Consider the following 23,553-nt stretch of genomic DNA (forward strand, 5'->3'; position numbering starts at 1 on the left):
CAGCAATGATTAAATGGTTTAAATCCGGTTCTCCATGGATTTGGTTAACAGCAGGCGCAGTCAGTTTAAGTCTAGTGGCTGTGCTTGGCTTATTATTATTAATTGGCTACAAAGGCTTAAGTTATTTTTGGCCAGCGCCAGTGTATCAGTTTGATGTCAACCTTAATGGTAAGCATCAGGTAGTGATTGGTGAACTTTATCAACGTACGATGGTACCGGTGGATCAACTCGCTGATGCTGGAGTCGATGTCAGCCAGTTTACTCAAGATAGCGTGCCGCGATATTTGATTAAAACCGGTAATCGAGGTCAAGGCGCATTAGATTTCTTAACCGTATTAAGCACTCAAATTGTTGATCAAAAAATTGCCAATAACATTGCCGTGGTCGATCGCGAAAGTAATGGCAAGTTTTATGGTTATCCACTCCATGTGATTGAAGCTGGTGAGCCACAGCCATTATCACAGTTACCTGATGCGTTAGCACAAGCAGATAAAGTGCGATCTGAATTACGCTCATTGCAAAGTAACGAGATTGCCAATATTAACTGGCATTTAGAACGCTTAAGAATTGAAAAACGGCGGCTAGAATTAAGCGGTAAACTCACCGCTGCAGATGGCTTACGTATTGACCGCGAGCAAGCCAATTACAATACGATTTATAAGAACATTGAGAATCGGTTATTTGCACTGCAACGACAACTTGATAACGATGCTCTGGTATTACGCGATCAAAATGGCACTGATGTGACAATTCCAATGATGCAAGTGTTGGATATGTGGCGGCCTAATAATTTATCGTGGTTTGAAAAAGTACAGCATTGGGGTCATCAGGTTTATAAGTTTTTAACTGATGCACCACGTGAAGCCAATACTGAAGGCGGGGTGTTTCCTGCTATTTTTGGTACGGTATTTATGGTGTTATTAATGAGTGTGATGGTGACGCCATTAGGGGTGTTGGCTGCAGTTTATTTACATGAATACGCGAGCAATAATCGGTTAACTAAGCTGATTCGCATTGCAGTGATTAACCTCGCCGGTGTGCCATCAATAGTGTATGGCGTTTTTGGATTAGGTTTCTTTGTGTATATGGTGGGTGGCACCATTGATGATGTATTTTTCTCGGCCCAACTGCCAACCCCTACGTTTGGTACGCCGGGCATTTTATGGTCAGCATTAACCCTCGCGATTATGACCTTACCAGTAGTGATTGTGTCAACTGAAGAAGGTTTAGCACGCATTCCAAGTTCAGTCCGTAATGGCTCATTAGCACTTGGCGCAACCCAAGCTGAAACCCTATGGCGGATTGTATTGCCGATGGCAAGTCCTGCTATCATGACTGGACTTATTTTAGCGGTGGCACGTGCTGCAGGTGAGGTTGCGCCCTTGATGCTGGTGGGGGTGGTAAAAATGGCGCCAACATTACCGCTTGATATGCATTTCCCTTATGTTCACTTAGATAGAAAATTCATGCACTTAGGCTACCATGTCTATGATGTCGCATTTCAAAGCCCAAATGTTGAAGCGGCGCGGCCGTTAGTCTACGCTACCTCATTTTTATTGGTGACGGTTATTATCAGTTTAAACTTAACCGCGATTGCTATTCGAAATCATCTACGAGAAAAATTTCGCGCCTTAGAGCAGTAACGGTGAGTATTTATAACACGAGATTTAACTATGTATAACGATCATTCACTCTTTACCGATACGTCGCCATCAGGGCTTTTTGCGCCGTTGGATTTATCGTTATTGCCTGATGAAAAAACAGCACTATCGATTGAAGGTTTAAATCTCCATTATGGTCAGACTCAAGCCTTGTTTGATATTAATATGCGCATAGCAAAAGGGCAGGTGACTGCTTTTATCGGCCCTTCAGGTTGCGGTAAATCGACCTTGTTAAGCTGTATTAACCGTATGAATGACCTGATTGATGGGTGCCATATTGACGGTAAAGTCATGCTTCATGGTCAGAATGTGTATGATAAAAATGTCGATGTTGCAGCACTTAGGCGTCAAGTTGGAATGGTATTTCAACGTCCTAATCCGTTTCCAAAGTCAATTTATGAAAATGTGGTTTATGGATTGCGCTTACAAGGGGTTAGCGATCGACGCGTACTGGATGATGCGGTGGAAAATTCACTGCGTTCAGCAGCACTATGGGATGAAGTAAAAGGACGTTTGCATGAAAATGCATTTGGTCTTTCTGGCGGACAGCAACAACGATTAGTGATCGCGCGTGCGATAGCGATTGAACCTGAAATACTGTTATTAGATGAACCCACATCGGCATTGGATCCAATTTCAACCTTAACCATTGAAGAATTGATTAATGATCTTAAGGCTAAATATACTGTTATTATCGTGACGCATAACATGCAACAAGCAGCGCGAGTGTCAGATCAAACTGCTTTTATGCATATGGGGGAGCTGGTGGAATATACCAGTACCAATGATATATTTACGACTCCCAAAGAAAAACGCACTGAAGATTATATTACTGGGCGTTATGGTTAAGGAACGACACAATGTTAAATACAATTAGCCTTGGCCGTCATATTTCTGGTCAGTTTAACCATGAATTAGAAAGTATTCGTACCCATGTATTAGCCATGGGAGGCTTGGTTGAGCAACAGTTGGCTGATAGTTTAAAAGCGCTGCATAAGCAAGATGAAGAATTAGCTAAGCGCGTGATTAGAGATGATCATAAAGTTAATGCAATGGAAGTTGCGATTGATGAAGCTTGCACGCGTATTATTGCGAAGCGCCAACCAACGGCCAGTGATTTACGGCTGGTAATTGCGATCATTAAAACCATTACCGATTTAGAGCGGATTGGTGATGTTGCTGAAAGTATTGCTAAAGTCGCATCTGAGAACTTCACTAATAAACAATATAACTTATTAGTGTCATTGGAATCATTAGGCCAACATGCAGTACGAATGCTGCATGAAACGCTTGATGCTTTTGCACGGATGGATGTTAAAGCTGCGATTGAAGTCTATCAAGAAGATGATCGTATTGATCGTGAATATGAAGCGATTATACGCCAATTAATGACTTATATGATGGAAGAGCCTAATTCGATTCCCAATGTGATGAAGGTGATGTGGGCGGCACGTTCTATTGAGCGCGTCGGTGATCGTTGCCAAAATATCTGCGAATATATTATCTATTTTGTGCAAGGCAAAGATATTCGCCACACCAATCCAGAAGATATTAAAAATATGCTATAGCACCACAGCAGTAAAACCATTGTGGTAAATGCAAATAGCAATCGGGACGTGATGATCCATTACGTCCCGATTTAATGATAGCGAGTGAGTGTAATCACAATTTAAGTTGAGCGATCACCGCGGCAATATTTTCTACGCCTGTAATCGGGATCTCAAAATCATCAATGTCAGCACTGCCCATATGTGCTTGTTTCGCAACAGTGATCATATGACTTGGACGAGTGGTTTTGCCTGATAGGTGGACTTCATTGATACCTGTGCGAGCAATAATTTCACGTACATTATGACTATTAACCCCAGCACCTGCCATTATCTTTAACCGCTCACCGCAATATTGATGCATTTGGTTAATCATACTAATACCGTCATAGGCATTAGCTTGTAAACCCGAGGTGAGAATTCGTTCACAGCCCGCTGCCATAATGGCATCCAGTGCCGCCATCGGTTCAACACATTGATCAATTGCGCGGTGAAAAGTAACTCCCATCCCTTGAGCTTGTTTAACAAGGCTGCTTAAAATATCGCTATCAACCAAGCTCTGTGGTGTTAATACGCCCACCACAACCCCTTGCAGTCGAGCCTGCTTAGCCGCGTAAATATCTGCCAACATAATTTCGACATCATCACTGCTAAATAGAAAGTCACCTTGGCGAGGGCGAATCATTGCATAAACTGGCACTGTGGCATATTTAGCAGCGGCCTGCATAAATCCAGCGCTTGGTGTGAGCCCGCCCAGTGCTAACGATGAGCATAATTCAATTCGAGTCGCTCCACCTTGCTCGGCATAATGGAGTGATTCAAGATTATCGATACAAACTTCAACTTGAATAGTCATTGATAATTAACGGTATTGTAATAGAGGGGCTTCAGTGTAGAAGATAATTGCAGTAGGGGCGAACGATGGCGGTGAATAATGTGCGCTAGGTTGAAAACGAAAAGATTAGTTAAAAAACAGATAAAAAAAGGGCTCGGTATATTCCGAGCCTCATTCTATTTTTATTTGAGCTGACTTTGGCTCTATGTAGCATTACTGCGATTTATAACACCGTGAGCATGGTGTTACAGGTAATTACTTCTTACCTAGGTCTGCAGTGTGCTCAGATAGGTAGTCTGCTACACCTTTTGGTGATGCATCCATACCTGCTTTACCTTCTTCCCACTGTGCAGGACATACTTCGCCGTGCTTTTGGTGGAAGTTCAATGCATCAACCATGCGTAGCATTTCATCGATGTTACGACCTAGTGGTAGATCGTTAATTACTTGGTGACGAACTAAGCCGTCTTCATCGATAAGGAATGAACCACGGAAAGCAACACCCGCTTCTGGATGCTCAACATCGTAAGCCTTGCAGATTTCGTGCTTAATATCAGCAACTAGTGGGTATTTAACTTGACCGATACCGCCGTCTTCAACAGCAGTGTTACGCCATGCATTGTGTGAGAACTGTGAATCAATTGAAACACCAATCACTTCAACACCTTTCGCTTGGAAATCTTCAAAGCGCTTATCAAAAGCAATGAGCTCTGATGGGCATACAAAAGTGAAGTCTAGTGGGTAGAAGAAAACAACAGCTTTCTTACCTTTAGTAAATTCTGCGAAGTTGAATGAATCAACAATTTCGCCGTTACCTAAAACAGCTGCAGCAGTAAAATCTGGTGCTTGACGACCTACTAGTACCATTTTGGTGCTCCTTAAATATTTGGTTATTGTCGACCTTTAGGGGCTGACGCCATACTTGGACGAGACAAACTATAGCTAAACTGTTAAATTGAAAAAAGCAGAATAAATAGATTGAAGTAATCGAAAAATACGATGAATAAATTCCCATCACTTAAACAACTCCATTATTTAGTCACTCTATCGGAAACCCACCATTTTGGCGAAGCAGCTAAACGGTGTTTTGTGAGCCAGTCGACATTAAGTTCTGGTATTCAGAACCTTGAAGAGTTACTTGATTGCCACTTAGTTGAACGTGATACCAAGGCAAAAACCTTAGTGTTTACTTCTATGGGGGAACAAGTTGTCGATAGGGCGCGTGAGCTATTAGCGTGTAGTCGTGATTTAGTCGAGCTTTCTCGTTGCAGTGGTGATGTGATGGAAGGCCCATTGCGGGTTGGCTGTATTCCCACAATTGCGCCTTTTTTATTGTGTGGTTTAGTACAGCAAGTCAATATTTTATACCCCAAGCTTAATTTACTCTTGCGGGAAGATACGACAGTTAATTTATTAGAAGCGCTTCAGCATGGTGAAATGGACGTGCTAATTTTAGCTCTACCGGTTGATATCCATGGCATGTCGAGTAAGGTCGTTGGCCGTGATGCATTTAAGATGGTGATCAGTAAAAACCAAGCATCTTCAGTAACCATACCATTACATTATGCTGATTTACCTGATAAATCGGTTTTCTTATTAGAGAAAGAGCATTGTTTAACTGAGCATGCAGTTTCTGCGTGTAAATTGACCTCAAAAGAAAAGATAAATCCTTTTACAGCAACCAGCTTACATACATTAGTGCAAATGGTTGCCAATGGCTTGGGAACGACATTCATTCCTGAAATGGCAATTAAACACGGCATTTTAGAAAATCAAAACTTGGTCGTTATTGAGCCGCCAGGTCAAGATGCATACCGTGAGATCGGTTTAGTGTGGCGACCAACATCAAGCCGTAGTGCTGTATTTGAAAAGCTGGGGGAGATTGTTAAAGGCTTACTGTAAAGCCGTTTAATTGTGAGTGGTATGACAACAGCCTGAACTAACCATAATAATGACAAGGGGGGTTATTATGATTATTTGGGCTTTTTTGTTGGCATTATATTGGCTGTGGTTATTATTGGTGAACTTTAGAGCAATAAACTACTTTTTTGCGAATCAATAAAATATTATATTATCGAGTGTTCTATCTATAAGTTGCTGTTTTGTTGAATAAATTTGTTTCAACTTGCAAACTAATCCCTTTCCTTTGTTTAAATTCCAAATGCAATTTGTTTCATTTAATTGTTTTTTTATAAGTAATTGTATTATCCATCATGTACTTATGTATGTTTTAAAAATCACTTCCTGTTTTAAACGTGATTTTGAATAAATATTATTATCGCTGTTAATGTAATTAAATTACGTAACCACATACAAAAAACCATTATTTCAATATAAATTTAAATTCCGAGTAAATAGCTAAGATTTTTGTGAATTTGGTATTTTACATATTTGGGTTTTATTTTTAAGTTGTTGATATATATTGGTTTGTGTTTTATGGCTGGTTTTAAATAGCTGTTATTTATTTGCATTCCGACTACTGTTACGGCAACGTAAATATATGCTTTAAATTGTTTAACAGGGAGTCATTGCTTTTATTATTGATAAAAGTGGTGATTAAGTTACATGCTGGAGGCGCATATGATAGAAACAGCCATTAAAGCAAATGATCATACTCAGTTATTACTGCAGCAACCTCTGACAGAGCAGCAACAACAAATTATTACCGCCGATGCATTAGCATTTATTGAGCGGTTAGTTGAGCGCTTTGCTGATCGAATCCCATTATTATTAGAGGCGCGTGAACAACAGCAATTAGCGATTGATCGCGGTCAACTACCTGATTTCTTACCAGACACGCGTGCTATCAGAGAAGCTGAGTGGAAAATACAAAATATCCCTCATGATTTGCAAGATCGCCGTGTAGAAATCACAGGCCCTGTTGATCGTAAAATGGTGATCAATGCCCTAAATGCTAATGTAAAAGTATTTATGGCTGACTTTGAAGACTCTTTTGCGCCATCGTGGAATGCCATTATTGATGGTCACCAAAATTTGCGTGATGCGGTCAATGGCACCATTAGCTATACCCATCCTCAAACAGGTAAACATTATCAGCTTGATGATGATCCCGCGGTATTGATTTGTCGTGTTCGTGGCCTGCATTTATTAGAAAAAAATATCCGTTGGAATGGCGAGCCGATTCCAGGCGCATTAGTTGATTTCGCGTTGTATTTTTATCTTAATCATCAAGCGCTATTAGCTAAAGGCAGCGGCCCTTATTTTTATTTACCAAAGCTACAGGCATATCGAGAGGCTGCTTGGTGGAGTGATGTCTTTAGTTATACCGAAGATGAATTTGGCTTAACCCGCGGTACCATCAAAGCAACAGTATTAATTGAAACCTTACCAGCTGCATTTGAGATGGATGAAATATTATTTAATCTCAAAGAACATATCGTCGGATTAAATTGTGGACGGTGGGATTACATTTTCAGTTATATAAAAACCTTACGTAATTTCCCTGAGCGCATTTTGCCTGATCGTCAAGTCGTAACCATGGAGAAACCTTTTCTAAATGCCTATTCACGGCTGCTTGTTAGAACGTGTCATCGTCGTGGTGCATTAGCAATGGGAGGCATGGCGGCTTTTATTCCAGCGAAAGATCCTCAGCAACAAGCATGGGTATTAAATAAAATTCAAACTGATAAAGCCCTTGAAGCCAACAATGGTCACGATGGTACTTGGGTCGCGCATCCTGGGTTAGCTGATACCGCTCGCGCCATTTTTGATGATGTACTCGATCAACGTATTAATCAATTGAATGTCAGCCGTGAACACGATGCACCTATTACTGCGGCAGAATTATTAGCCCCTTGTGATGGTGAACGTACAGAAGCGGGTATGCGACACAATATTCGCGTGGCTGTGCAATATATAGAAGCATGGATTTCTGGTAATGGTTGTGTACCTATTTACGGCTTAATGGAAGATGCTGCTACCGCCGAAATAGCGCGAGCGTCAATTTGGCAGTGGATTAAACACGGTAAAACGCTCTCTAATGGCCAAGTGGTGACGAAAGCATTATTTGCACAAATGTTGACTGAAGAAATGCAAGTATTGCAGCAAGAGTTAGGCCAGGAACGAATTGAGAACGGTCGTTTTGAAGAAGCGACGTATTTGATGTCGCACTTAGCGACCAGTGATGAGTTAGATAACTTCTTAACCTTAAAAGGTTATGACTATTTAGTGTAATAACGGATTAACGCCATATTGACTAGAGGGATATTATTATGACATTAACTCGCCAACAACAAATTGCTGCCCTAGAACAAGATTGGGCTGAAAATCCACGCTGGAAACACGTGAAGCGTACTTATACTGCTGAAGAGGTGGTTAACCTTCGAGGATCATTTATTCCAGAGCACACTATTGCCCAACGTGGTGCTGATAAATTATGGCAATTGGTCAATGGTAGTGCCAAAAAAGGCTATGTGAACTGTTTAGGCGCGCTAACTGGCGGCCAAGCTGTTCAACAAGCAAAAGCGGGTATTGAAGCGATTTATTTATCAGGTTGGCAAGTTGCCGCTGATAATAATACCGCTTCAGCTATGTACCCTGATCAGTCGTTATATCCGGTAGATTCAGTGCCAGCAGTGGTAAAGCGTATTAATAACTCTTTCCGTCGTGCCGATCAGATCCAATGGTCAAATGGGGGGTCACCAGCAGAAGGTGTTGATTATTTCTTACCGATTGTTGCCGATGCCGAAGCGGGGTTTGGTGGTGTACTCAATGCGTATGAATTGATGCGTAATATGATTGAAGCGGGGGCAGCTGGAGTCCACTTTGAAGATCAATTAGCGTCGGTGAAAAAATGTGGTCATATGGGGGGCAAGGTTTTAGTGCCGACTCAAGAAGCGGTACAAAAATTAGTTGCCGCACGTTTAGCGGCTGATGTTGCTGGGACTACAACCTTAGTGATTGCACGAACCGATGCCAATGCCGCTGATTTGCTAACATCTGATTGCGATCCATATGATAAAGATTTTATTATCGGCGATCGCTCTGCTGAAGGTTTTTATCGTGTTCGGGCAGGTATTGATCAAGCCATTGCGCGTGGTTTAGCTTATGCACCATATGCTGATTTAATTTGGTGTGAAACGGCAAAACCTTGCTTAGAAGAAGCGCGCAAATTTGCTGAGGCAATTCATGAGCAATACCCTGATCAGTTATTAGCATATAACTGTTCACCATCGTTTAATTGGGAAAAGAACCTTGATGCTGAAACAATTGCTAAATTCCAGCAAGAATTAGCCGACATGGGTTATAAGTACCAGTTTATTACGCTCGCGGGTATTCATAATATGTGGTTTAACATGTTTGAGTTAGCACATGCTTACGCGCAAGGTGAAGGTATGCGTCATTACGTTGAAAAAGTACAGCGTCCAGAGTTTGAGGCTGCAGCTAAAGGTTATACTTTTGTCGCTCATCAGCAGGAAGTGGGAACGGGCTATTTTGATACCATGACCAATACTATTCAAGGTGGCAACTCGTCAGTAACCGCACTGACAGGATCAACCGAAGAAGAACAGTTTAAGTAATCATAGTTAATAAATGATTCATCTATCGAGGGGAGCATTATGCTCCCTTTTTGATCGTGGTTATTAGTCACGTTCGATGTCGATATCACCAATATCACTCAGATCATCCAGCCGATCTTGTTCTTGCTCTAGCGGATCGATTTCATCTTGCATTTCAAGCAATGTCACAGCGATAGCGACAAAATCACTGTTGGTAATAATGCCAACCAGTTGCTGATTATCAACCACAGGTAAACAACCAATCTGATGTTTTTGCATATACAGTGCGGCCTCTTTAAGGCCTGCATGGCTATTAACACTAAATATGTCACGATTCATGCAATGTTCTAGTAATGCGTTTAGTGGTGAGTGGTTATGGTTGGCAATCACGGATTTTAAATTAGAGTCTTGAGCGGCAAGTACATCGCGTTGAGAAATTAACCCTAGCAGATGGTGATTATGATCGGTGATCGGAATATGACGAATAGACAGGGTTTGCATCATCTCTTTGGCATCAAGCAAAGTATCATTGCGAGATAATGTATGGGGCTTTGGCGTCATCATATCGGCAACAGTAAACATAGAAACCTCCTGTTTTTATACGATTGCTAAATGTTTATTCCTGATTTACTGGTTTGAATGTAGCGAATTATTGGTGGCTATCCCATGATCATGGTCATAAATTTTAAATGTCACCAATGATTAACTGTTCGCTATTATGCGTAAATCAAGACAGCAGCGATTATTCGACAGCGGTTTTATTATCGAAAAGACGCTTTAATTGCCACGGGGTTTCGCATCTTTGGTGGAGTTAAGTATAATGCCCGCCTGCTGTTATTTAAGGCGTATTACGATGCAAGTTTCTGATTTTGATTTTGAGTTACCAGACGAGCTGATTGCTCGCTACCCACAACCTGAGCGTACTGCGAGTCGTTTACTACATATGACGGGCAATAGCGGTGAATTAGCACATAAAGGTTTTAAAGATGTGTTAGACCTCGTTGAGGCTGGGGATTTATTAGTTTTTAATAATACCCGTGTTATTCCTGCGCGTATGTATGGTCATAAAGCGTCTGGTGGTAAAATTGAAGTGTTAGTCGAGCGCATGTTAGATGATAAATCTATTTTGGCTCACGTACGCGCATCTAAACCGCCAAAGCCTGGTAATGAATTATTATTAGGTGAACATGGTGAGTTTTCTGCTGAAATGGTCGCTCGCCACGATGCGCTGTTTGAAATTCGTTTCAACAGTGATAAAACGGTGCTAGAAATTTTAGAGCAGGTAGGGCATATGCCTTTGCCTCCTTATATTGATCGTCCCGACGAAGATGCTGATAAAGAGCGTTACCAAACGGTCTATAACGCCAAACCTGGTGCGGTAGCAGCACCAACGGCGGGGTTGCATTTTGACGATAAACTGATGGCTGATCTAAAAGCCAAAGGGGTTAATTTTGCCTTTGTAACCTTGCATGTTGGCGCAGGTACTTTTCAGCCGGTACGTGTTGATGACATTAATGATCATCATATGCACTCTGAATACGTTGAAGTACCACCAGAAGTGGTGACGGCAGTTAATCAAACTCGTGCTAATGGCGGTCGAATTATTGCCGTGGGTACCACATCTGTACGCTCACTAGAAAGTGCTGCACAAGATGCGCTGAAGAATGGTACTGAGCTCAAGCCATTTTTTGGTGATACGGAAATCTTTATTTACCCAGGCTACCAATTCCAGTTAGTGGATGTATTAATCACTAACTTCCACTTACCAGAATCAACTTTGATTATGTTGGTAAGTGCATTTGCAGGTTATGAGCATACGATGAATGCTTATCATCAAGCGGTTGCTAATCAATATCGTTTCTTTAGTTACGGCGATTCGATGTTTATTACCCGTAAAAATATGTGATATTGATTACGTTAACACTTATTAAAAATTAAGTATTTAGGCTGCTTTTTGTTACAATTGCAGCCTTTGTTGCCTCTGCTACATGAGATAAATTTATTTCTGTAGAATTTACAACATAATAAATGCTTATGGCTGCGGCTGAGGGTGACTATCACTGCTAGTAACTCAAGGCTGTCAGTAGCAATGGTCGTTATTAACGGCCATTATTTTTGTGGCTGATCAGGCAATCGCCTGTGGGGCTTAATCCTGTAATGGGAACCTGTCAGATTGTTTCTCTGGCTTTTGGAGGTCTTGTGAAATTTGAATTAGATAAAACTCAAGGTCGCGCACGTCGCGGTCGTTTGCAGTTTGAACGTGGAACAGTAGAAACACCAGCATTTATGCCTGTAGGTACTTACGGTACTGTAAAAGGCATGACACCTGAAGAAGTGGAAGATACTGGTGCTCAAATTATCCTGGGTAATACGTTCCATTTATGGTTACGTCCTGGACAAGAAGTGATGAAGATGCACGGCGACTTGCATGACTTTATGCAATGGAAAGGCCCAATCTTAACCGATTCAGGCGGCTTCCAAGTATTTAGTCTTGGTGCATTACGTAAAATCACTGAACAAGGTGTTCATTTCCGTAACCCTGTTAACGGTGACAAGATTTTCATGGACGCTGAAAAGTCGATGGAAATTCAAAAAGACCTTGGTTCAGATATCGTAATGATCTTTGACGAATGTACGCCATACCCAGCGACTCACGATGAAGCGAAAAAGTCGATGGAAATGTCTCTTCGTTGGGCTCAACGTAGCCGCAATCACTTTGATAAGCTTGAAAATCCAAATGCTCTATTTGGTATTGTTCAAGGTGGTGTGTACGAAGATCTACGTGATGTATCAGTTGCTGGCCTAACTAAGATTGGTTTTGATGGCTATGCCGTTGGTGGTTTGGCGGTTGGTGAGCCAAAAGAAGACATGCATCGTATTCTTGAGCACACATGTCCACAACTACCAGAAGATAAGCCTCGTTACCTTATGGGTGTAGGTAAGCCTGAAGACCTAGTTGAAGGTGTGCGTCGCGGTATCGATATGTTTGACTGTGTAATGCCGACGCGAAATGCGCGAAATGCACACTTGTTTGTGACTGGCGGTGTGATCAAGATCCGTAATGCGAAACATAAAACAGATACAACACCACTAGATCCTGATTGTGACTGTTACACTTGTCGTCATTATTCAAAAGCGTATTTATATCACCTAGATAAATGTAATGAGATTCTAGGTGCACGCTTAAATACAATTCACAACTTACGTTACTACCAACGTTTAATGGCAAGTATTCGCAAGTCGATTGAAGAAGATCGTTTCGATGCATTTGTAGAAGAATTCTACGCGCGTCGTGACCGTGAAGTTCCACCATTACAAATTGTATAAATCATAATAAATCGAGGACGTTATAAATGAGCTTTTTTATCTCTCAAGCACATGCAGCAACTGAAGGCGCTGCTCAAGGTGGCTCACCGTACCAGTTATTCATTATGCTGGGTCTGTTTGCTGTTATCTTTTACTTCATGATTTACCGTCCACAAGCTAAGCGTGTTAAAGAACATAAGACGCTAATGAGCTCAATGACTAAAGGCGATGAAGTAATGACTAACGGTGGTCTTTTAGGCCGTATTACTAAGTCATCATCTGAAAGTGATTACATCGTTCTTGCGCTAAACGACAATACTGAAGTAACTATCAAAAAAGACTTCATTACTGCAGTTTTGCCAAAAGGCACCATGAAGTCTCTATAAGACGCTAAAAAACATTCGCTTTGAAGGATCATAGCAGTGCTTAACCGATACCCTCTGTGGAAGAACTTGTTAGTGTTGTTCGCACTAATTATAGGTTTGCTTTATGCACTTCCCAATGTATACGGTGAAGATCCAGCGATTCAAGTAACTGGGGCGCGTGGCGCCTCAGTTACTATGAGCGCTTTGGATACTGTCACCGAAGATTTAAAAAAGAACAATATCCCTTACAAGTCAGTTGTGTTTGAAAAAGGCTCAATACTGGTCCGCTTCAACGATACTGATACTCAAATCAGCGCTCGCGATATTCTAAATAGTGAATTAGGTGATAATTATATTGTCGCTCTAAATCTCGCACCTTCAACACCGTCTTGGCTAGAAGCAATTGGGGCTACTCCAATGAAGCTTGGTCTTGATTTGCGTGGTGGGGTTCATTTCCTTATGGAAGTGGATATGGATGCGGCGATGGAAAAACTATTAGGCCAGCAAGAAGAAACTTTCAGAGCTGAACTACGCCAACAGAAAATTCGCTATCGTGCCATCGATAAAACTAAACAAACGGTCTCTGTACGTTTACGTGATGCTGCTCAATTAGAGCAAGCAAAAGCGGTATTAGAGCCACTTCATCCTGATATGGTATTTACTGAAACAGATACCAAAGGACGTTTTGTTTTAACCGCTGGTTTTTCTGAAGCACGTCTTCAAGAAATTCGTAACTATGCTGTTGATCAAAACATTACTATTTTACGTAACCGTGTTAATGAATTAGGTGTTGCCGAGCCATTAGTACAACGTCAGGGCGCTAACCGAATTGTGGTTGAGCTACCGGGTGTTCAAGATACTGCACGCGCTAAAGAAATTTTAGGTGCAACTGCTACGCTTGAGTTCCGTGAAGTGGACAGTAATGCTGATCTTGGTGCTGCAGCTGCAGGGCGAGTACCTGCGGGCAGTGAAGTGAAGATGACCCGTGATGGTCGTCCAGCAGTATTGAAAAAACGCGTTATTCTAGCGGGTTCTCATATTACAGATGCGACTTCAAGTGCAGATGAATATGGTCGCCCACAGGTGAATATTTCGCTAGATACTGAAGGCGGCAGCAAAATGACGGCGTTCTCACGTAATAATGTCGGCAAATTAATGGCGACAGTCTTTACTGAGTACAAAGACAGCGGTGATCGTACACCTGAAGGTAAGGTCATACTTGAAAAGCACGAAGAAGTAATCAACCAAGCGACGATTCAAACGGCACTTGGACGTAACTTCCGTATTACAGGTATTGATTCTCAACCGGAAGCACATAACCTTGCGTTATTGTTACGTGCTGGTGCTTTGATCGCGCCTATTTCGATCGTTGAAGAACGTACAATTGGTCCATCTATGGGTCAACAAAATATCGATATGGGTATTCAGGCATGTATTTGGGGTATGGTTGCAGTAATGCTATTTACCTTATTGTACTACCGTGGCTTTGGCTTAATTGCCAACTTAGCACTGATGATGAATCTGGTATTGATTATTGGTGTAATGTCGATGATTCCTGGCGCAACCATGACCTTGCCAGGCATTGCTGGTATTGTATTAACCGTCGGTATGGCCGTCGATGCTAACGTGCTGATCTTTGAACGTATTCGTGAAGAATTACGTGAAGGTCGAAGCCCTCAGCAAGCGATTCAACAAGGTTATGCCAATGCGTTTAGTACCATTGCTGATGCCAACATCACCACTCTAATGACGGCAATTATTTTGTTTGCTGTCGGTACTGGTGCAATTAAAGGTTTTGCAGTGACATTATCGATCGGTATTTTAACCTCGATGTTTACTGCGATTGTCGGTACTCGTGCTGTGGTTAACTTAATCTATGGCGGTAAACGCATAGATAAGTTGTCAATCTAGGAGGACGCATAAATGAAACAGTTATTGAATAGCGATAAAGTTACCGATTTTATGCGTTGGTCAAAATTAGCGTTTGTTTTTTCGTTAATAATGATTACAGCTTCTATTGCGACAATATCAACCAAAGGCTTGAATTGGGGCTTAGATTTTACTGGCGGTACGCTGATTGAAGTAAGCTTTAAAGAGCCTGCTGATTTACCGTTAATTCGAGAGTCATTGGCAAAATCAGGTTTTGGCGATGCTATCGTGCAGAACTTTGGTACTGCGCGTGATGTGATGGTGCGATTGCAACCTCGTGAAGGAATTAAAGGCGAAGTTCTGGGTAACCAGATCATTGATGCTCTAAAAACTGGAACAGGTCAGCAAGTTGAAATGCGCCGAGTGGAATTTGTCGGTCCCAATGTTGGTGATGAATTAGCAGAAGCGGGCGGTTTGGCAATTTTAATTGCACTTCTTTGTATTCTGCTTTATGTATCAGTGCGTTTTGAATGGCGTTTAGCCGCAGGTGCGGTACTGTCATTGGCACACGATATTATCATTACCGTTGGTATTTTCTCGATTCTACAAATTGAAGTTGATTTAACTATTGTGGCAGCATTGCTAACAGTAGTGGGTTATTCACTTAACGATACTATCGTGGTATTTGACCGTATTCGAGAAAACTTCCGTAAGATGCGTAAGCAAACTGCTGAAGAAATTATGAACAGCTCACTTTCTCAAACATTGAGCCGAACATTAATTACTTCCAGTACCACCTTGTTTGTTGTTATTGCGTTGTTCTTAAAAGGCGGCGCAATGATTCAAGGGTTTGCATTAGCATTATTGATTGGTATTACTGTCGGTACTTACTCTTCAATCTATGTTGCATCTGCATTAGCGCTTAAATTGGGCATCACCCGTGAGCACTTAATGCCGACACCATTAGATAAAGAAGGTGAAGAAATTGATGCGATGCCATAACCGTAAGTAGTTGCTACTATCGGTAACGTCATCATTTATTATACGGAGTCTGCGGACTCCGTTTTTTATGGGCAACAAAAAACGCCCTGCTGTTAATATCAGCAGGGCGTTTTTATTTAGCGGGTTGTAATCAATGATTACTTAGCCAGAGCGTCGCTACCGAATTCACGGATTTTAGCAAGCATTGGCTTAACTACACGTGCGTTACCAGCAACAATGTTGCCAGTTGTTAGGTAGTTAGTATTACCCGTAAAGTCAGCACAGATAGCACCAGCTTCACGCGCGATTAATTCACCAGCAGCAAGTTCCCAAGGCTTTTGGCCTAACTTGAATACACCGTCAACACGGCCAGCAGCTAGGTAACAAAGATCCAATGCAGTACAACCTGATTGACGCATGTCATCACATTCTACAAATAAAGCATTTTGGATTTTTAGGTAGCTTTCAGCGTGTTGTTTAGCAGCAAAAGGAAGACCTGTTGCTAACACAGTACCTGTTAGATCACGTGGCTGAGATGCACGTAGACGTAGGCTATTAAGTTGTGCGCCTGCACCACGAGTAGCCGTGAATAGTTCGTTACGAGCTGGGTCGTAAACTGCAGCAACTTCTGTACGACCACGCATACGTAGTGCGATAGAAACTGCATAGTGAGGGTAACCGCGAACGAAGTTCTTGGTGCCATCCACTGGGTCAATAATCCACTGACACTCTTTGTCACGTCCTTCTTTCGTACCAGACTCAGCTGCAACGATGCAGTGATCAGGGTAAGCTTTTAGGATTGTCTCGATGATGATAGCTTCTGCTTCATGATCGATATTGGTAACAACATCATTACCTTTATTAGCAACCTCAATAGCTTGAGGTTTTTCTAGAGATTTAATGACATGGTCACCAGCCTTTCGCACAGCGCGAATGGCAATATTAAGCATCGGATGCATAGGATTTTCCCAACGGATGTTAAAGAACTAAAAAGCGGCGGCGAGTATAACAGAGCTATAAAAAAAAGGAAGTGGTTATTTTTTCGACGTTAGTCAGTGCTGAAAAAATAAATAATGACGGTATTTTATTTATTGATGACGGTAATGGCTAATAACAATCATCAAATAGACATGTTTTCTTCATTTTTGTTATGGCTGTGCTACTATCTCTGAGCGTTAAATTAGACTGGAATATAGCGACATCATGTTAGATAAAATTCGCGTTGTCCTCATTGGCACGTCACATCCTGGAAATATCGGTTCTGCAGCTCGCGCAATGAAAGTGATGGGGTTAACTAACCTTGTTCTTGTTGATCCCGCTTGCGAAATTGATAGTCATACAATTGCTTTAGCTGCCGGTGCCGCTGATGTGGTTAAGAACGCTAAAATTGTAAAAACATTAGATGAAGCCGTTGCTGATTGCGGGTTGGTTGTTGGCTCAAGCGCACGTTCTCGCACCTTAGAGTGGCCGCAATTAGACCCTCGCGAAAATGGCATTAAAGTTATTGCAGAATCTGAACAGCATCCTGTTGCGATTTTATTTGGTCGTGAGCGTACTGGCCTGACGAATGAAGAATTACAAAAATGTCATTGCCATGTTTATATTCCAGCTAACCCTGAATATAGTTCGTTGAACCTTGCGATGGCTGTGCAAACAGTAACTTATGAAGTTCGTATGGCATACCTTGATGCGACTAAGCATCAATCTACAGCGATTGTTGATGAATATCCTCGTGCTGAGGAATTAGAGCGGTTTTATCAGCATCTTGAAAAAGTGACCACTCAAACGCGATTTATTAATAAAAATCATCCCGGTATGGTGATGGTTAAATTACGTCGTATGTTTACTCGCACTCGTCCTGAGCAACAAGAGTTAAATATTTTACGCGGCATTTTATCGTCAGTAGAAAAGACGATTGAAACCTTAGAAAAGAACAATAAATAACCGCTTTTGCAAGTTCGCGAAAGACCTACTGTTTTAGTGGGTTAAATACTTGACCAAAATAGTCAGGTATGAGAGACTGCCTCTATAAATTCAAGTAGGTAGCCATGTTATGAAGTTGACTTCAAAAGGAAGATACGCAGTGACAGCAATGTTAGATGTAGCATTGCATTCACATAATGGACCAGTACCGTTGGCTGATATTTCAGAACGTCAAGGGATCTCACTGTCCTACCTAGAACAACTCTTTTCGCGTCTTCGTAAAGCGGGCCTAGTAACAAGTGTTCGCGGTCCAGGTGGTGGTTATCGCCTTGGTGAAGATGCCGCCAATATTGCTGTTGGTATGATTATCGCAGCAGTTGATGAATCAGTTGATGCCACTAAATGTCAAGGTAAAGGTGGCTGCCAAGGTGGTGTGCGTTGTTTAACTCATACCTTATGGCATGATCTTAGTGATCGTATCAGCGGATTTTTAAATAACATCACTCTCGGTGAGTTGATGAAGGATAATGATGTACAAATAATTGCCGATCGTCAGGATATAATCCTACAAAGTAATAACAAAACATCATTTGCAAATAAAAAATCACACGACAGCGCCCCTATCGGTGTCGATGTCCGCTCCTAGAGACCTGACGTTCGTGTTTTCGGAGAAGAAAATGAAACTGCCAATATATTTTGATTACTCTGCAACTTGCCCGGTAGATCCTCGTGTTGCTGAAAAAATGGTTCAGTGTTTAACAATGGATGGTACGTTTGGTAATCCAGCGTCACGTTCACACCGTTATGGCTGGCAAGCGGAAGAAGCGGTTGATACTGCTCGTGAGTATATTGCTGAGTTAATCAATGCCGATCCCCGTGAAATTGTATTCACTTCGGGTGCAACAGAATCTGATAACCTTGCAATTAAAGGTGCTGCTCACTTCTATAACAAGAAAGGTAAGCACGTTATTACATGCAAAACCGAGCATAAAGCGGTTCTTGACCCATGTCGTCAGTTAGAGCGTGAAGGTTATGAGGTAACTTACCTTGAGCCTGAGTCAAATGGTCTTATCGATTTGGCAAAACTACGCGACGCAATGCGTGAAGATACTGTGTTGGTTTCCATTATGCATGTGAACAACGAAATTGGTGTTGTGCAAGATATCGCAGCTATTGGTGAAATTTGTCGTGAAAACAAGACAATTTTCCATGTTGATGCGGCACAATCTGCAGGTAAGCTGCCGATTGATGTACAAGCAATGAAAGTCGACCTAATTTCCTTTTCTGCGCACAAGATTTACGGTCCTAAAGGCATTGGTGCATTATATGTACGTCGTAAGCCTCGTATTCGTCTTGAAGCACAAATGCACGGTGGCGGTCATGAGCGTGGTTTCCGTTCTGGTACATTACCAACCCACCAAATTGTGGGTATGGGTGAAGCATTCCGTATCGCTAAGCTAGAAATGGCACAAGATTACCAACACGCTGTTGATATGCGTGAGCGTTTGCTAAAAGGCCTTGAAGGTATCGAAGAGATGTCTATCAATGGTGATATTGAGCATCGTATTCCCAACAACCTAAACATCAGTTTTGCGTTTGTTGAAGGCGAGTCATTATTAATGGCATTGAAAGATCTTGCAGTATCATCGGGCTCTGCATGTACATCTGCGAGCTTAGAGCCGTCTTATGTACTACGTGCATTAGGTCTAAATGATGAACTAGCACATAGTTCAATCCGTTTCTCTTTTGGTCGTTTCACAACGGCTGAAGAAATTGATTACGCTGTAGTTCAAATTAAACAAGCAGTCGACAAGCTACGTGCAATGTCACCTCTTTGGGATATGTTCAAAGACGGCATTGATTTAGATACGGTTGAGTGGGCGCACCACTAATCTGCGGTTAGACATTATTCGAGGGAATTTATCATGGCATATAGTGAAAAAGTCATCGATCATTATGAAAATCCGCGTAACGTGGGTTCATTTGACAACGACGATAAAAACATTGGTAGCGGTATGGTGGGTGCACCAGCCTGTGGCGATGTAATGAAACTTCAGATCAAAGTGACTGAAGAAGGCATCATTGAAGATGCAAAGTTTAAAACTTACGGTTGTGGTTCTGCTATCGCATCAAGTTCACTGATCACCGAGTGGGTGAAAGGTAAAACATTAGACGAAGCGGCATCAATTAAGAACTCTGCAATTGCAGAAGAGCTTGAGTTACCGCCAGTTAAGGTTCACTGTTCAATTCTTGCAGAAGATGCAATTAAAGCAGCAGTTAGCGATTATAAGAAGAAACACGAACAAAAATAATTCTGAGGTTTGAAGTATGGCCATTACTATCACTGAAGCGGCTGCAAGTCGCGTATCGAGTTTTTTAGCTAACCGCGGTAAAGGCATCGGTTTGCGCCTCGGAGTTCGCACTTCAGGATGTTCGGGTATGGCGTATATCCTTGAGTTCGTTGATAACCTTGACGAAGGGGATCAGGTCTTTGAAGAGCAAGGCGTAAAAATTATCGTTGATGCCAAAAGCTTGGTTTACTTAGATGGTACCGAGCTTGATTTTGCCAAAGAAGGTCTTAATGAAGGCTTTAAATTTAATAACCCTAACGTGTCTAGCGAATGTGGTTGTGGTGAAAGCTTCAACGTGTAATTGCGCATAGTGTTTTATTAAACCTGACTGCTGGCCGCCATTCTGGCGCGTGAGTTGTCAGGTTTATTTTTTATATATGGTTGCGATTATGAATCATTTCGAATTATTTGGATTACCGTTTCAGTTTGATATTGATAGCGGTTTATTAGCAACACAATTCCGAGAGTTACAACGTCGATTGCATCCGGATAATTTTGCAACGGCATCCGAACGTGATCGATTATTGTCGGTACAAAAAGCAGCCCAGATTAACGATGCCTTTCAAACGCTAAAAAATCCTGTCTCTCGTGCTGAATATATGCTTTCTGAACGCGATGAAGATATTCGTGGTGAGCAAAAGACACTGCAAGATATGGATTTCTTAATGCAGCAAATGGAACTGCGTGAAGCGTTAGAAGCGATTTCTGAGTGTGCTGATCCAGAATCTGCATTAGTCGATTTTGAACAACAAGCCACAATTATGTATCAACAACAGTTACAGAAGCTGGCACAATTGCTCAATCAAGAAAATTGGTTAGAAGCTGCTGATGCAGTACGTAAGTTAAAGTTTATTGTTAAGTTGCGTGATGAAGTCGAACGTCTTGAAGAATCATTATTTGACTAATCATCAACTTGCGTTATTTAGACAGGAACGATAATGGCATTTTTACAGATTTCTGAACCCGGTCAAAGTGCAGCCCCGCATCAACAAAAACTAGCCGTTGGCATTGATTTAGGGACGACAAACTCATTAGTGGCAACTGTCCGTAGTGGCGTTGCAGAAACATTAAAAGATGCTGAAGGACGTTCAATTTTACCCTCAGTGGTTCACTATACTGACAAACATGTGTTAACAGGAGATGCTGCGCGTGCGTATGCACAACGTGATCCTGTCAATACTATTTTATCAGTGAAACGTCTTATGGGACGTTCATTGGCAGATATTGAGCAGCGTTATCCGCAATTACCTTATCAATTTACCGCATCAGAAAATGGCTTACCGCAATTAGTGACTCGCCAAGGTGCGATGAACCCGGTACAAATCTCTGCTGAAATTTTAAAATCATTAAGTCAGCGTGCAGTAGAAAGCTTAGGTGGCGATCTTGACGGTGTTGTGATCACCGTGCCGGCTTATTTTGATGATGCTCAGCGAGCGGGCACAAAAGATGCGGCTAAGTTAGCCAATTTAAATGTTTTGCGCTTACTTAATGAACCAACAGCGGCAGCCATCGCTTATGGTCTTGATTCCGGTCAAGAAGGGGTTATTGCCGTTTATGATCTCGGTGGTGGCACCTTTGATATTTCGATTTTACGTCTGTCAAAAGGCGTATTTGAAGTATTAGCAACCGGCGGTGATTCTGCATTAGGTGGCGATGATCTTGATCAGCTGGTTGCTGACTGGATATTAGCTCAAGCTCAGTTAACGGCAGTATTAACCCCGCAGCAGCGTCGTGAATTGCACGATGCCGCTCAACAAGCGAAAGTAGCCTTGAGTGATGCTGATAGCGTGGCCATCAATGTACTAGGCTGGCAGGGAAATATCACTCGTGAGCAATTTAATACGCTAGTTACGCCATTAATTAAGAAAACCTTATTTGCATGTCGCCGTGCGCTAAAAGATGCTGATATCACTATTGATGATGTGATTGAAACTGTGATGGTTGGTGGCTCTACTCGAGTGCCGTTAGTGCGTGAATTAGTCGGCAGTTTCTTTGGTAAAGCACCATTAACCTCAATTGACCCTGATCAGGTGGTTGCGATTGGTGCGGCTATTCAAGCTGATATTCTGGTGGGTAATAAACCTGACGCAGAGATGCTACTACTTGATGTGATTCCATTGTCATTAGGCATTGAAACCATGGGTGGCATGATTGAGAAAATTATTCCGCGTAACACTACCTTGCCCGTTGCACGTGCGCAAGAATTTACCACCTTTAAAGATGGCCAAACAGCGATGTCGGTCCATATTGTTCAAGGTGAGCGTGAAATGGTAGCTGATTGCCGTTCATTAGCGCGATTTACCTTGCGTGGTATTCCACCAATGGCGGCAGGTGCAGCTCATATTCGTGTTACGTATCAAGTCGATGCGGATGGCTTGTTGTCGGTAACGGCAATGGAAAAAAGCAGTGGCGTGCAATCATCAATTCAAGTGAAGCCATCGTATGGTCTTTCTGATGATGAAATAGCAACCATGCTACGTGATTCAATGACATTTGCTCAAGATGATAAAGATGCACGTGCATTAGCGGAACAACAGGTTGAAGCCGATCGTGTACTTGAAGGCTTAATCGCTGCATTGGCTGCTGATGGTGAAACCTTATTAAGCGTTCAAGAGCGTGATGAGTTAGAAACTGTAATGATGGAACTGGTTCAATTACGTCAGAGTGGAGATACTCGTGCAATTGAAGCAGGAATTAAGAAAACTGATAAGGCCAGCCAAGAATTTGCGTCACGCCGAATGGATCAATCTATTCGTCAAGCACTCGCTGGTCAGTCTATTGATGAGGTTTAGGCATGCCTAAGATTATAATTTTACCCAATGAAGAACATTGCCCTGACGGTGCTGTTTTAGAAGCACAATCTGGTGAAACGATTCTAGATGTTGCATTGCGCAATGGCATTGAAATTGAGCATGCGTGTGAAAAGTCTTGTGCATGTACGACATGCCATGTCGTTGTTCGTGAAGGCTTTGACTCTCTAAATGAGAGCGATGAACTTGAAGATGACATGCTTGATAAGGCATGGGGACTTGAGCCTGAATCTCGATTAAGTTGTCAAGCTCGTGTAGCAGATGATGATTTAGTGGTTGATATTCCACGCTATACCGTCAACCTTGCTTCTGAAGCACATTAATCAAAATAGCTAAATAGGTCGCCATCATGGTGGCCTATTTTTTTAGCTGTTGATTAGGCTTAT

At 42.0% G+C, this 23,553-nt stretch carries 23 protein-coding genes; 19 read left to right on the forward strand and 4 right to left on the reverse strand.

The features are described from left to right. Positions 1-5 precede the first annotated feature (5 nt). The 3 genes from pstA to phoU are packed head-to-tail and all read left to right on the forward strand — an operon-like array spanning position 6 to position 3,229. A complete protein-coding gene (gene pstA / locus PMAL9190_RS17195; protein ID WP_087846272.1) occupies positions 6-1,643 on the forward strand; it encodes a phosphate ABC transporter permease PstA in 1,638 nt (545 codons plus the stop codon). Between the two features lie 30 nt (positions 1,644-1,673). Next, entirely contained in the window at positions 1,674-2,510 is an 837-nt protein-coding gene (pstB, locus tag PMAL9190_RS17200) for a phosphate ABC transporter ATP-binding protein PstB (protein WP_065167393.1), read from the forward strand. Positions 2,511-2,521: 11 nt separating this feature from the next. After that, positions 2,522-3,229, forward strand: coding sequence for a phosphate signaling complex protein PhoU (gene phoU / locus PMAL9190_RS17205; protein ID WP_087821841.1), 708 nt, complete (start codon positions 2,522-2,524; stop codon positions 3,227-3,229). A gap of 94 nt (positions 3,230-3,323) precedes the next feature. On the opposite strand, the gene PMAL9190_RS17210 is transcribed toward phoU, so the two are convergent. After that, the gene (locus PMAL9190_RS17210) at positions 3,324-4,064 is read right to left on the reverse strand and encodes a copper homeostasis protein CutC (RefSeq protein WP_087846274.1); all 741 of its coding nucleotides are present in this window, start codon (positions 4,062-4,064) and stop codon (positions 3,324-3,326) included. Between the two features lie 234 nt (positions 4,065-4,298). Beyond that, complete coding sequence (locus PMAL9190_RS17215) at positions 4,299-4,910, reverse strand: peroxiredoxin C (protein WP_060998974.1); 612 nt, start codon at positions 4,908-4,910, stop codon at positions 4,299-4,301. Positions 4,911-5,042: 132 nt separating this feature from the next. Between PMAL9190_RS17215 and PMAL9190_RS17220 the strand changes: the two genes are divergently transcribed. From PMAL9190_RS17220 to aceA, 3 genes are all read left to right on the forward strand, one after another. Next, positions 5,043-5,945 (forward strand): hydrogen peroxide-inducible genes activator, encoded by a 903-nt coding sequence (locus PMAL9190_RS17220; protein WP_087846276.1) that lies wholly within the window; start codon positions 5,043-5,045, stop codon positions 5,943-5,945. 678 nt (positions 5,946-6,623) lie between these two features. After that, entirely contained in the window at positions 6,624-8,237 is a 1,614-nt protein-coding gene (gene aceB, locus PMAL9190_RS17225) for a malate synthase A (RefSeq protein WP_087846278.1), read from the forward strand. A 38-nt stretch (positions 8,238-8,275) separates the two neighbouring features. After that, positions 8,276-9,583: an isocitrate lyase gene (aceA, locus tag PMAL9190_RS17230; protein WP_087846280.1), complete on the forward strand. Its 1,308-nt coding sequence runs from the start codon at positions 8,276-8,278 to the stop codon at positions 9,581-9,583. A gap of 63 nt (positions 9,584-9,646) precedes the next feature. Here the strand turns inward: aceA and PMAL9190_RS17235 are convergent, their stop codons facing one another. Next, complete coding sequence (locus tag PMAL9190_RS17235; RefSeq protein ID WP_087846282.1) at positions 9,647-10,144, reverse strand: CBS domain-containing protein; 498 nt, start codon at positions 10,142-10,144, stop codon at positions 9,647-9,649. A gap of 271 nt (positions 10,145-10,415) precedes the next feature. Between PMAL9190_RS17235 and queA the strand changes: the two genes are divergently transcribed. The 5 genes from queA (at position 10,416) to secF (ending at position 16,104) form a co-directional block, all read left to right on the forward strand. Next, positions 10,416-11,468: a tRNA preQ1(34) S-adenosylmethionine ribosyltransferase-isomerase QueA gene (gene queA, locus PMAL9190_RS17240; RefSeq protein ID WP_087846284.1), complete on the forward strand. Its 1,053-nt coding sequence runs from the start codon at positions 10,416-10,418 to the stop codon at positions 11,466-11,468. 251 nt (positions 11,469-11,719) lie between these two features. Next, positions 11,720-12,889, forward strand: a complete 1,170-nt coding sequence (tgt, locus tag PMAL9190_RS17245; protein ID WP_087846336.1) for a tRNA guanosine(34) transglycosylase Tgt — start codon at positions 11,720-11,722, stop codon at positions 12,887-12,889. A 26-nt stretch (positions 12,890-12,915) separates the two neighbouring features. Further along, positions 12,916-13,254 (forward strand): preprotein translocase subunit YajC, encoded by a 339-nt coding sequence (yajC, locus tag PMAL9190_RS17250; RefSeq protein ID WP_087846286.1) that lies wholly within the window; start codon positions 12,916-12,918, stop codon positions 13,252-13,254. 36 nt (positions 13,255-13,290) lie between these two features. After that, a complete protein-coding gene (gene secD, locus PMAL9190_RS17255; protein WP_087846288.1) occupies positions 13,291-15,144 on the forward strand; it encodes a protein translocase subunit SecD in 1,854 nt (617 codons plus the stop codon). Between the two features lie 12 nt (positions 15,145-15,156). Beyond that, entirely contained in the window at positions 15,157-16,104 is a 948-nt protein-coding gene (gene secF / locus PMAL9190_RS17260) for a protein translocase subunit SecF (protein ID WP_087846290.1), read from the forward strand. Positions 16,105-16,241: 137 nt separating this feature from the next. Here the strand turns inward: secF and suhB are convergent, their stop codons facing one another. Beyond that, on the reverse strand, positions 16,242-17,042 hold the full coding sequence (suhB, locus tag PMAL9190_RS17265) for an inositol-1-monophosphatase (RefSeq protein WP_087846292.1): 801 nt from the start codon (positions 17,040-17,042) through the stop codon (positions 16,242-16,244). A gap of 244 nt (positions 17,043-17,286) precedes the next feature. Between suhB and trmJ the strand changes: the two genes are divergently transcribed. The 8 genes from trmJ to fdx all read left to right on the forward strand — a co-directional run bounded on the left by trmJ (position 17,287) and on the right by fdx (position 23,490). After that, a complete protein-coding gene (trmJ, locus tag PMAL9190_RS17270) occupies positions 17,287-18,027 on the forward strand; it encodes a tRNA (cytosine(32)/uridine(32)-2'-O)-methyltransferase TrmJ (RefSeq protein ID WP_087846295.1) in 741 nt (246 codons plus the stop codon). A 109-nt stretch (positions 18,028-18,136) separates the two neighbouring features. Next, positions 18,137-18,652, forward strand: coding sequence for a Fe-S cluster assembly transcriptional regulator IscR (gene iscR / locus PMAL9190_RS17275; RefSeq protein WP_087846297.1), 516 nt, complete (start codon positions 18,137-18,139; stop codon positions 18,650-18,652). A 31-nt stretch (positions 18,653-18,683) separates the two neighbouring features. Next, positions 18,684-19,898 carry an IscS subfamily cysteine desulfurase gene (locus PMAL9190_RS17280; RefSeq protein ID WP_087846299.1) on the forward strand — a complete coding sequence of 405 codons (1,215 nt, stop codon included), beginning with the start codon at positions 18,684-18,686 and terminating at the stop codon, positions 19,896-19,898. 33 nt (positions 19,899-19,931) lie between these two features. Next, positions 19,932-20,318 carry a Fe-S cluster assembly scaffold IscU gene (iscU, locus tag PMAL9190_RS17285; protein ID WP_060998999.1) on the forward strand — a complete coding sequence of 129 codons (387 nt, stop codon included), beginning with the start codon at positions 19,932-19,934 and terminating at the stop codon, positions 20,316-20,318. 16 nt (positions 20,319-20,334) lie between these two features. Next, positions 20,335-20,658: an iron-sulfur cluster assembly protein IscA gene (iscA, locus tag PMAL9190_RS17290; RefSeq protein ID WP_087846301.1), complete on the forward strand. Its 324-nt coding sequence runs from the start codon at positions 20,335-20,337 to the stop codon at positions 20,656-20,658. 88 nt (positions 20,659-20,746) lie between these two features. After that, a complete protein-coding gene (gene hscB, locus PMAL9190_RS17295) occupies positions 20,747-21,262 on the forward strand; it encodes a co-chaperone HscB (protein WP_087846338.1) in 516 nt (171 codons plus the stop codon). Between the two features lie 33 nt (positions 21,263-21,295). After that, positions 21,296-23,149, forward strand: a complete 1,854-nt coding sequence (gene hscA / locus PMAL9190_RS17300) for a Fe-S protein assembly chaperone HscA (RefSeq protein ID WP_087846303.1) — start codon at positions 21,296-21,298, stop codon at positions 23,147-23,149. A gap of 2 nt (positions 23,150-23,151) precedes the next feature. Beyond that, positions 23,152-23,490, forward strand: a complete 339-nt coding sequence (gene fdx / locus PMAL9190_RS17305; protein ID WP_087846305.1) for an ISC system 2Fe-2S type ferredoxin — start codon at positions 23,152-23,154, stop codon at positions 23,488-23,490. Positions 23,491-23,553 lie beyond the last annotated feature (63 nt).

It is taken from the genome of Photobacterium malacitanum (genome assembly GCF_900185615.1).
GTDB lineage: Bacteria > Pseudomonadota > Gammaproteobacteria > Enterobacterales > Vibrionaceae > Photobacterium > Photobacterium malacitanum.

What these genes read in the sequence shown, in the direction of transcription:
- pstA (WP_087846272.1), top strand. Translation starts at nt 6, where the DNA reads ATGATTAAATGGTTTAAATCCGGTTCTCCATGGATTTGGTTAACAGCA.
- pstB (WP_065167393.1), top strand. Translation starts at nt 1,674, where the DNA reads ATGTATAACGATCATTCACTCTTTACCGATACGTCGCCATCAGGGCTT.
- phoU (WP_087821841.1), top strand. Translation starts at nt 2,522, where the DNA reads ATGTTAAATACAATTAGCCTTGGCCGTCATATTTCTGGTCAGTTTAAC.
- PMAL9190_RS17210 (WP_087846274.1), bottom strand. Translation starts at nt 4,064, where the DNA reads ATGACTATTCAAGTTGAAGTTTGTATCGATAATCTTGAATCACTCCAT.
- PMAL9190_RS17215 (WP_060998974.1), bottom strand. Translation starts at nt 4,910, where the DNA reads ATGGTACTAGTAGGTCGTCAAGCACCAGATTTTACTGCTGCAGCTGTT.
- PMAL9190_RS17220 (WP_087846276.1), top strand. Translation starts at nt 5,043, where the DNA reads ATGAATAAATTCCCATCACTTAAACAACTCCATTATTTAGTCACTCTA.
- aceB (WP_087846278.1), top strand. Translation starts at nt 6,624, where the DNA reads ATGATAGAAACAGCCATTAAAGCAAATGATCATACTCAGTTATTACTG.
- aceA (WP_087846280.1), top strand. Translation starts at nt 8,276, where the DNA reads ATGACATTAACTCGCCAACAACAAATTGCTGCCCTAGAACAAGATTGG.
- PMAL9190_RS17235 (WP_087846282.1), bottom strand. Translation starts at nt 10,144, where the DNA reads ATGTTTACTGTTGCCGATATGATGACGCCAAAGCCCCATACATTATCT.
- queA (WP_087846284.1), top strand. Translation starts at nt 10,416, where the DNA reads ATGCAAGTTTCTGATTTTGATTTTGAGTTACCAGACGAGCTGATTGCT.
- tgt (WP_087846336.1), top strand. Translation starts at nt 11,720, where the DNA reads ATGGGAACCTGTCAGATTGTTTCTCTGGCTTTTGGAGGTCTTGTGAAA.
- yajC (WP_087846286.1), top strand. Translation starts at nt 12,916, where the DNA reads ATGAGCTTTTTTATCTCTCAAGCACATGCAGCAACTGAAGGCGCTGCT.
- secF (WP_087846290.1), top strand. Translation starts at nt 15,157, where the DNA reads ATGAAACAGTTATTGAATAGCGATAAAGTTACCGATTTTATGCGTTGG.
- suhB (WP_087846292.1), bottom strand. Translation starts at nt 17,042, where the DNA reads ATGCATCCGATGCTTAATATTGCCATTCGCGCTGTGCGAAAGGCTGGT.
- trmJ (WP_087846295.1), top strand. Translation starts at nt 17,287, where the DNA reads ATGTTAGATAAAATTCGCGTTGTCCTCATTGGCACGTCACATCCTGGA.
- iscR (WP_087846297.1), top strand. Translation starts at nt 18,137, where the DNA reads ATGAAGTTGACTTCAAAAGGAAGATACGCAGTGACAGCAATGTTAGAT.
- PMAL9190_RS17280 (WP_087846299.1), top strand. Translation starts at nt 18,684, where the DNA reads ATGAAACTGCCAATATATTTTGATTACTCTGCAACTTGCCCGGTAGAT.
- iscU (WP_060998999.1), top strand. Translation starts at nt 19,932, where the DNA reads ATGGCATATAGTGAAAAAGTCATCGATCATTATGAAAATCCGCGTAAC.
- iscA (WP_087846301.1), top strand. Translation starts at nt 20,335, where the DNA reads ATGGCCATTACTATCACTGAAGCGGCTGCAAGTCGCGTATCGAGTTTT.
- hscB (WP_087846338.1), top strand. Translation starts at nt 20,747, where the DNA reads ATGAATCATTTCGAATTATTTGGATTACCGTTTCAGTTTGATATTGAT.
- hscA (WP_087846303.1), top strand. Translation starts at nt 21,296, where the DNA reads ATGGCATTTTTACAGATTTCTGAACCCGGTCAAAGTGCAGCCCCGCAT.
- fdx (WP_087846305.1), top strand. Translation starts at nt 23,152, where the DNA reads ATGCCTAAGATTATAATTTTACCCAATGAAGAACATTGCCCTGACGGT.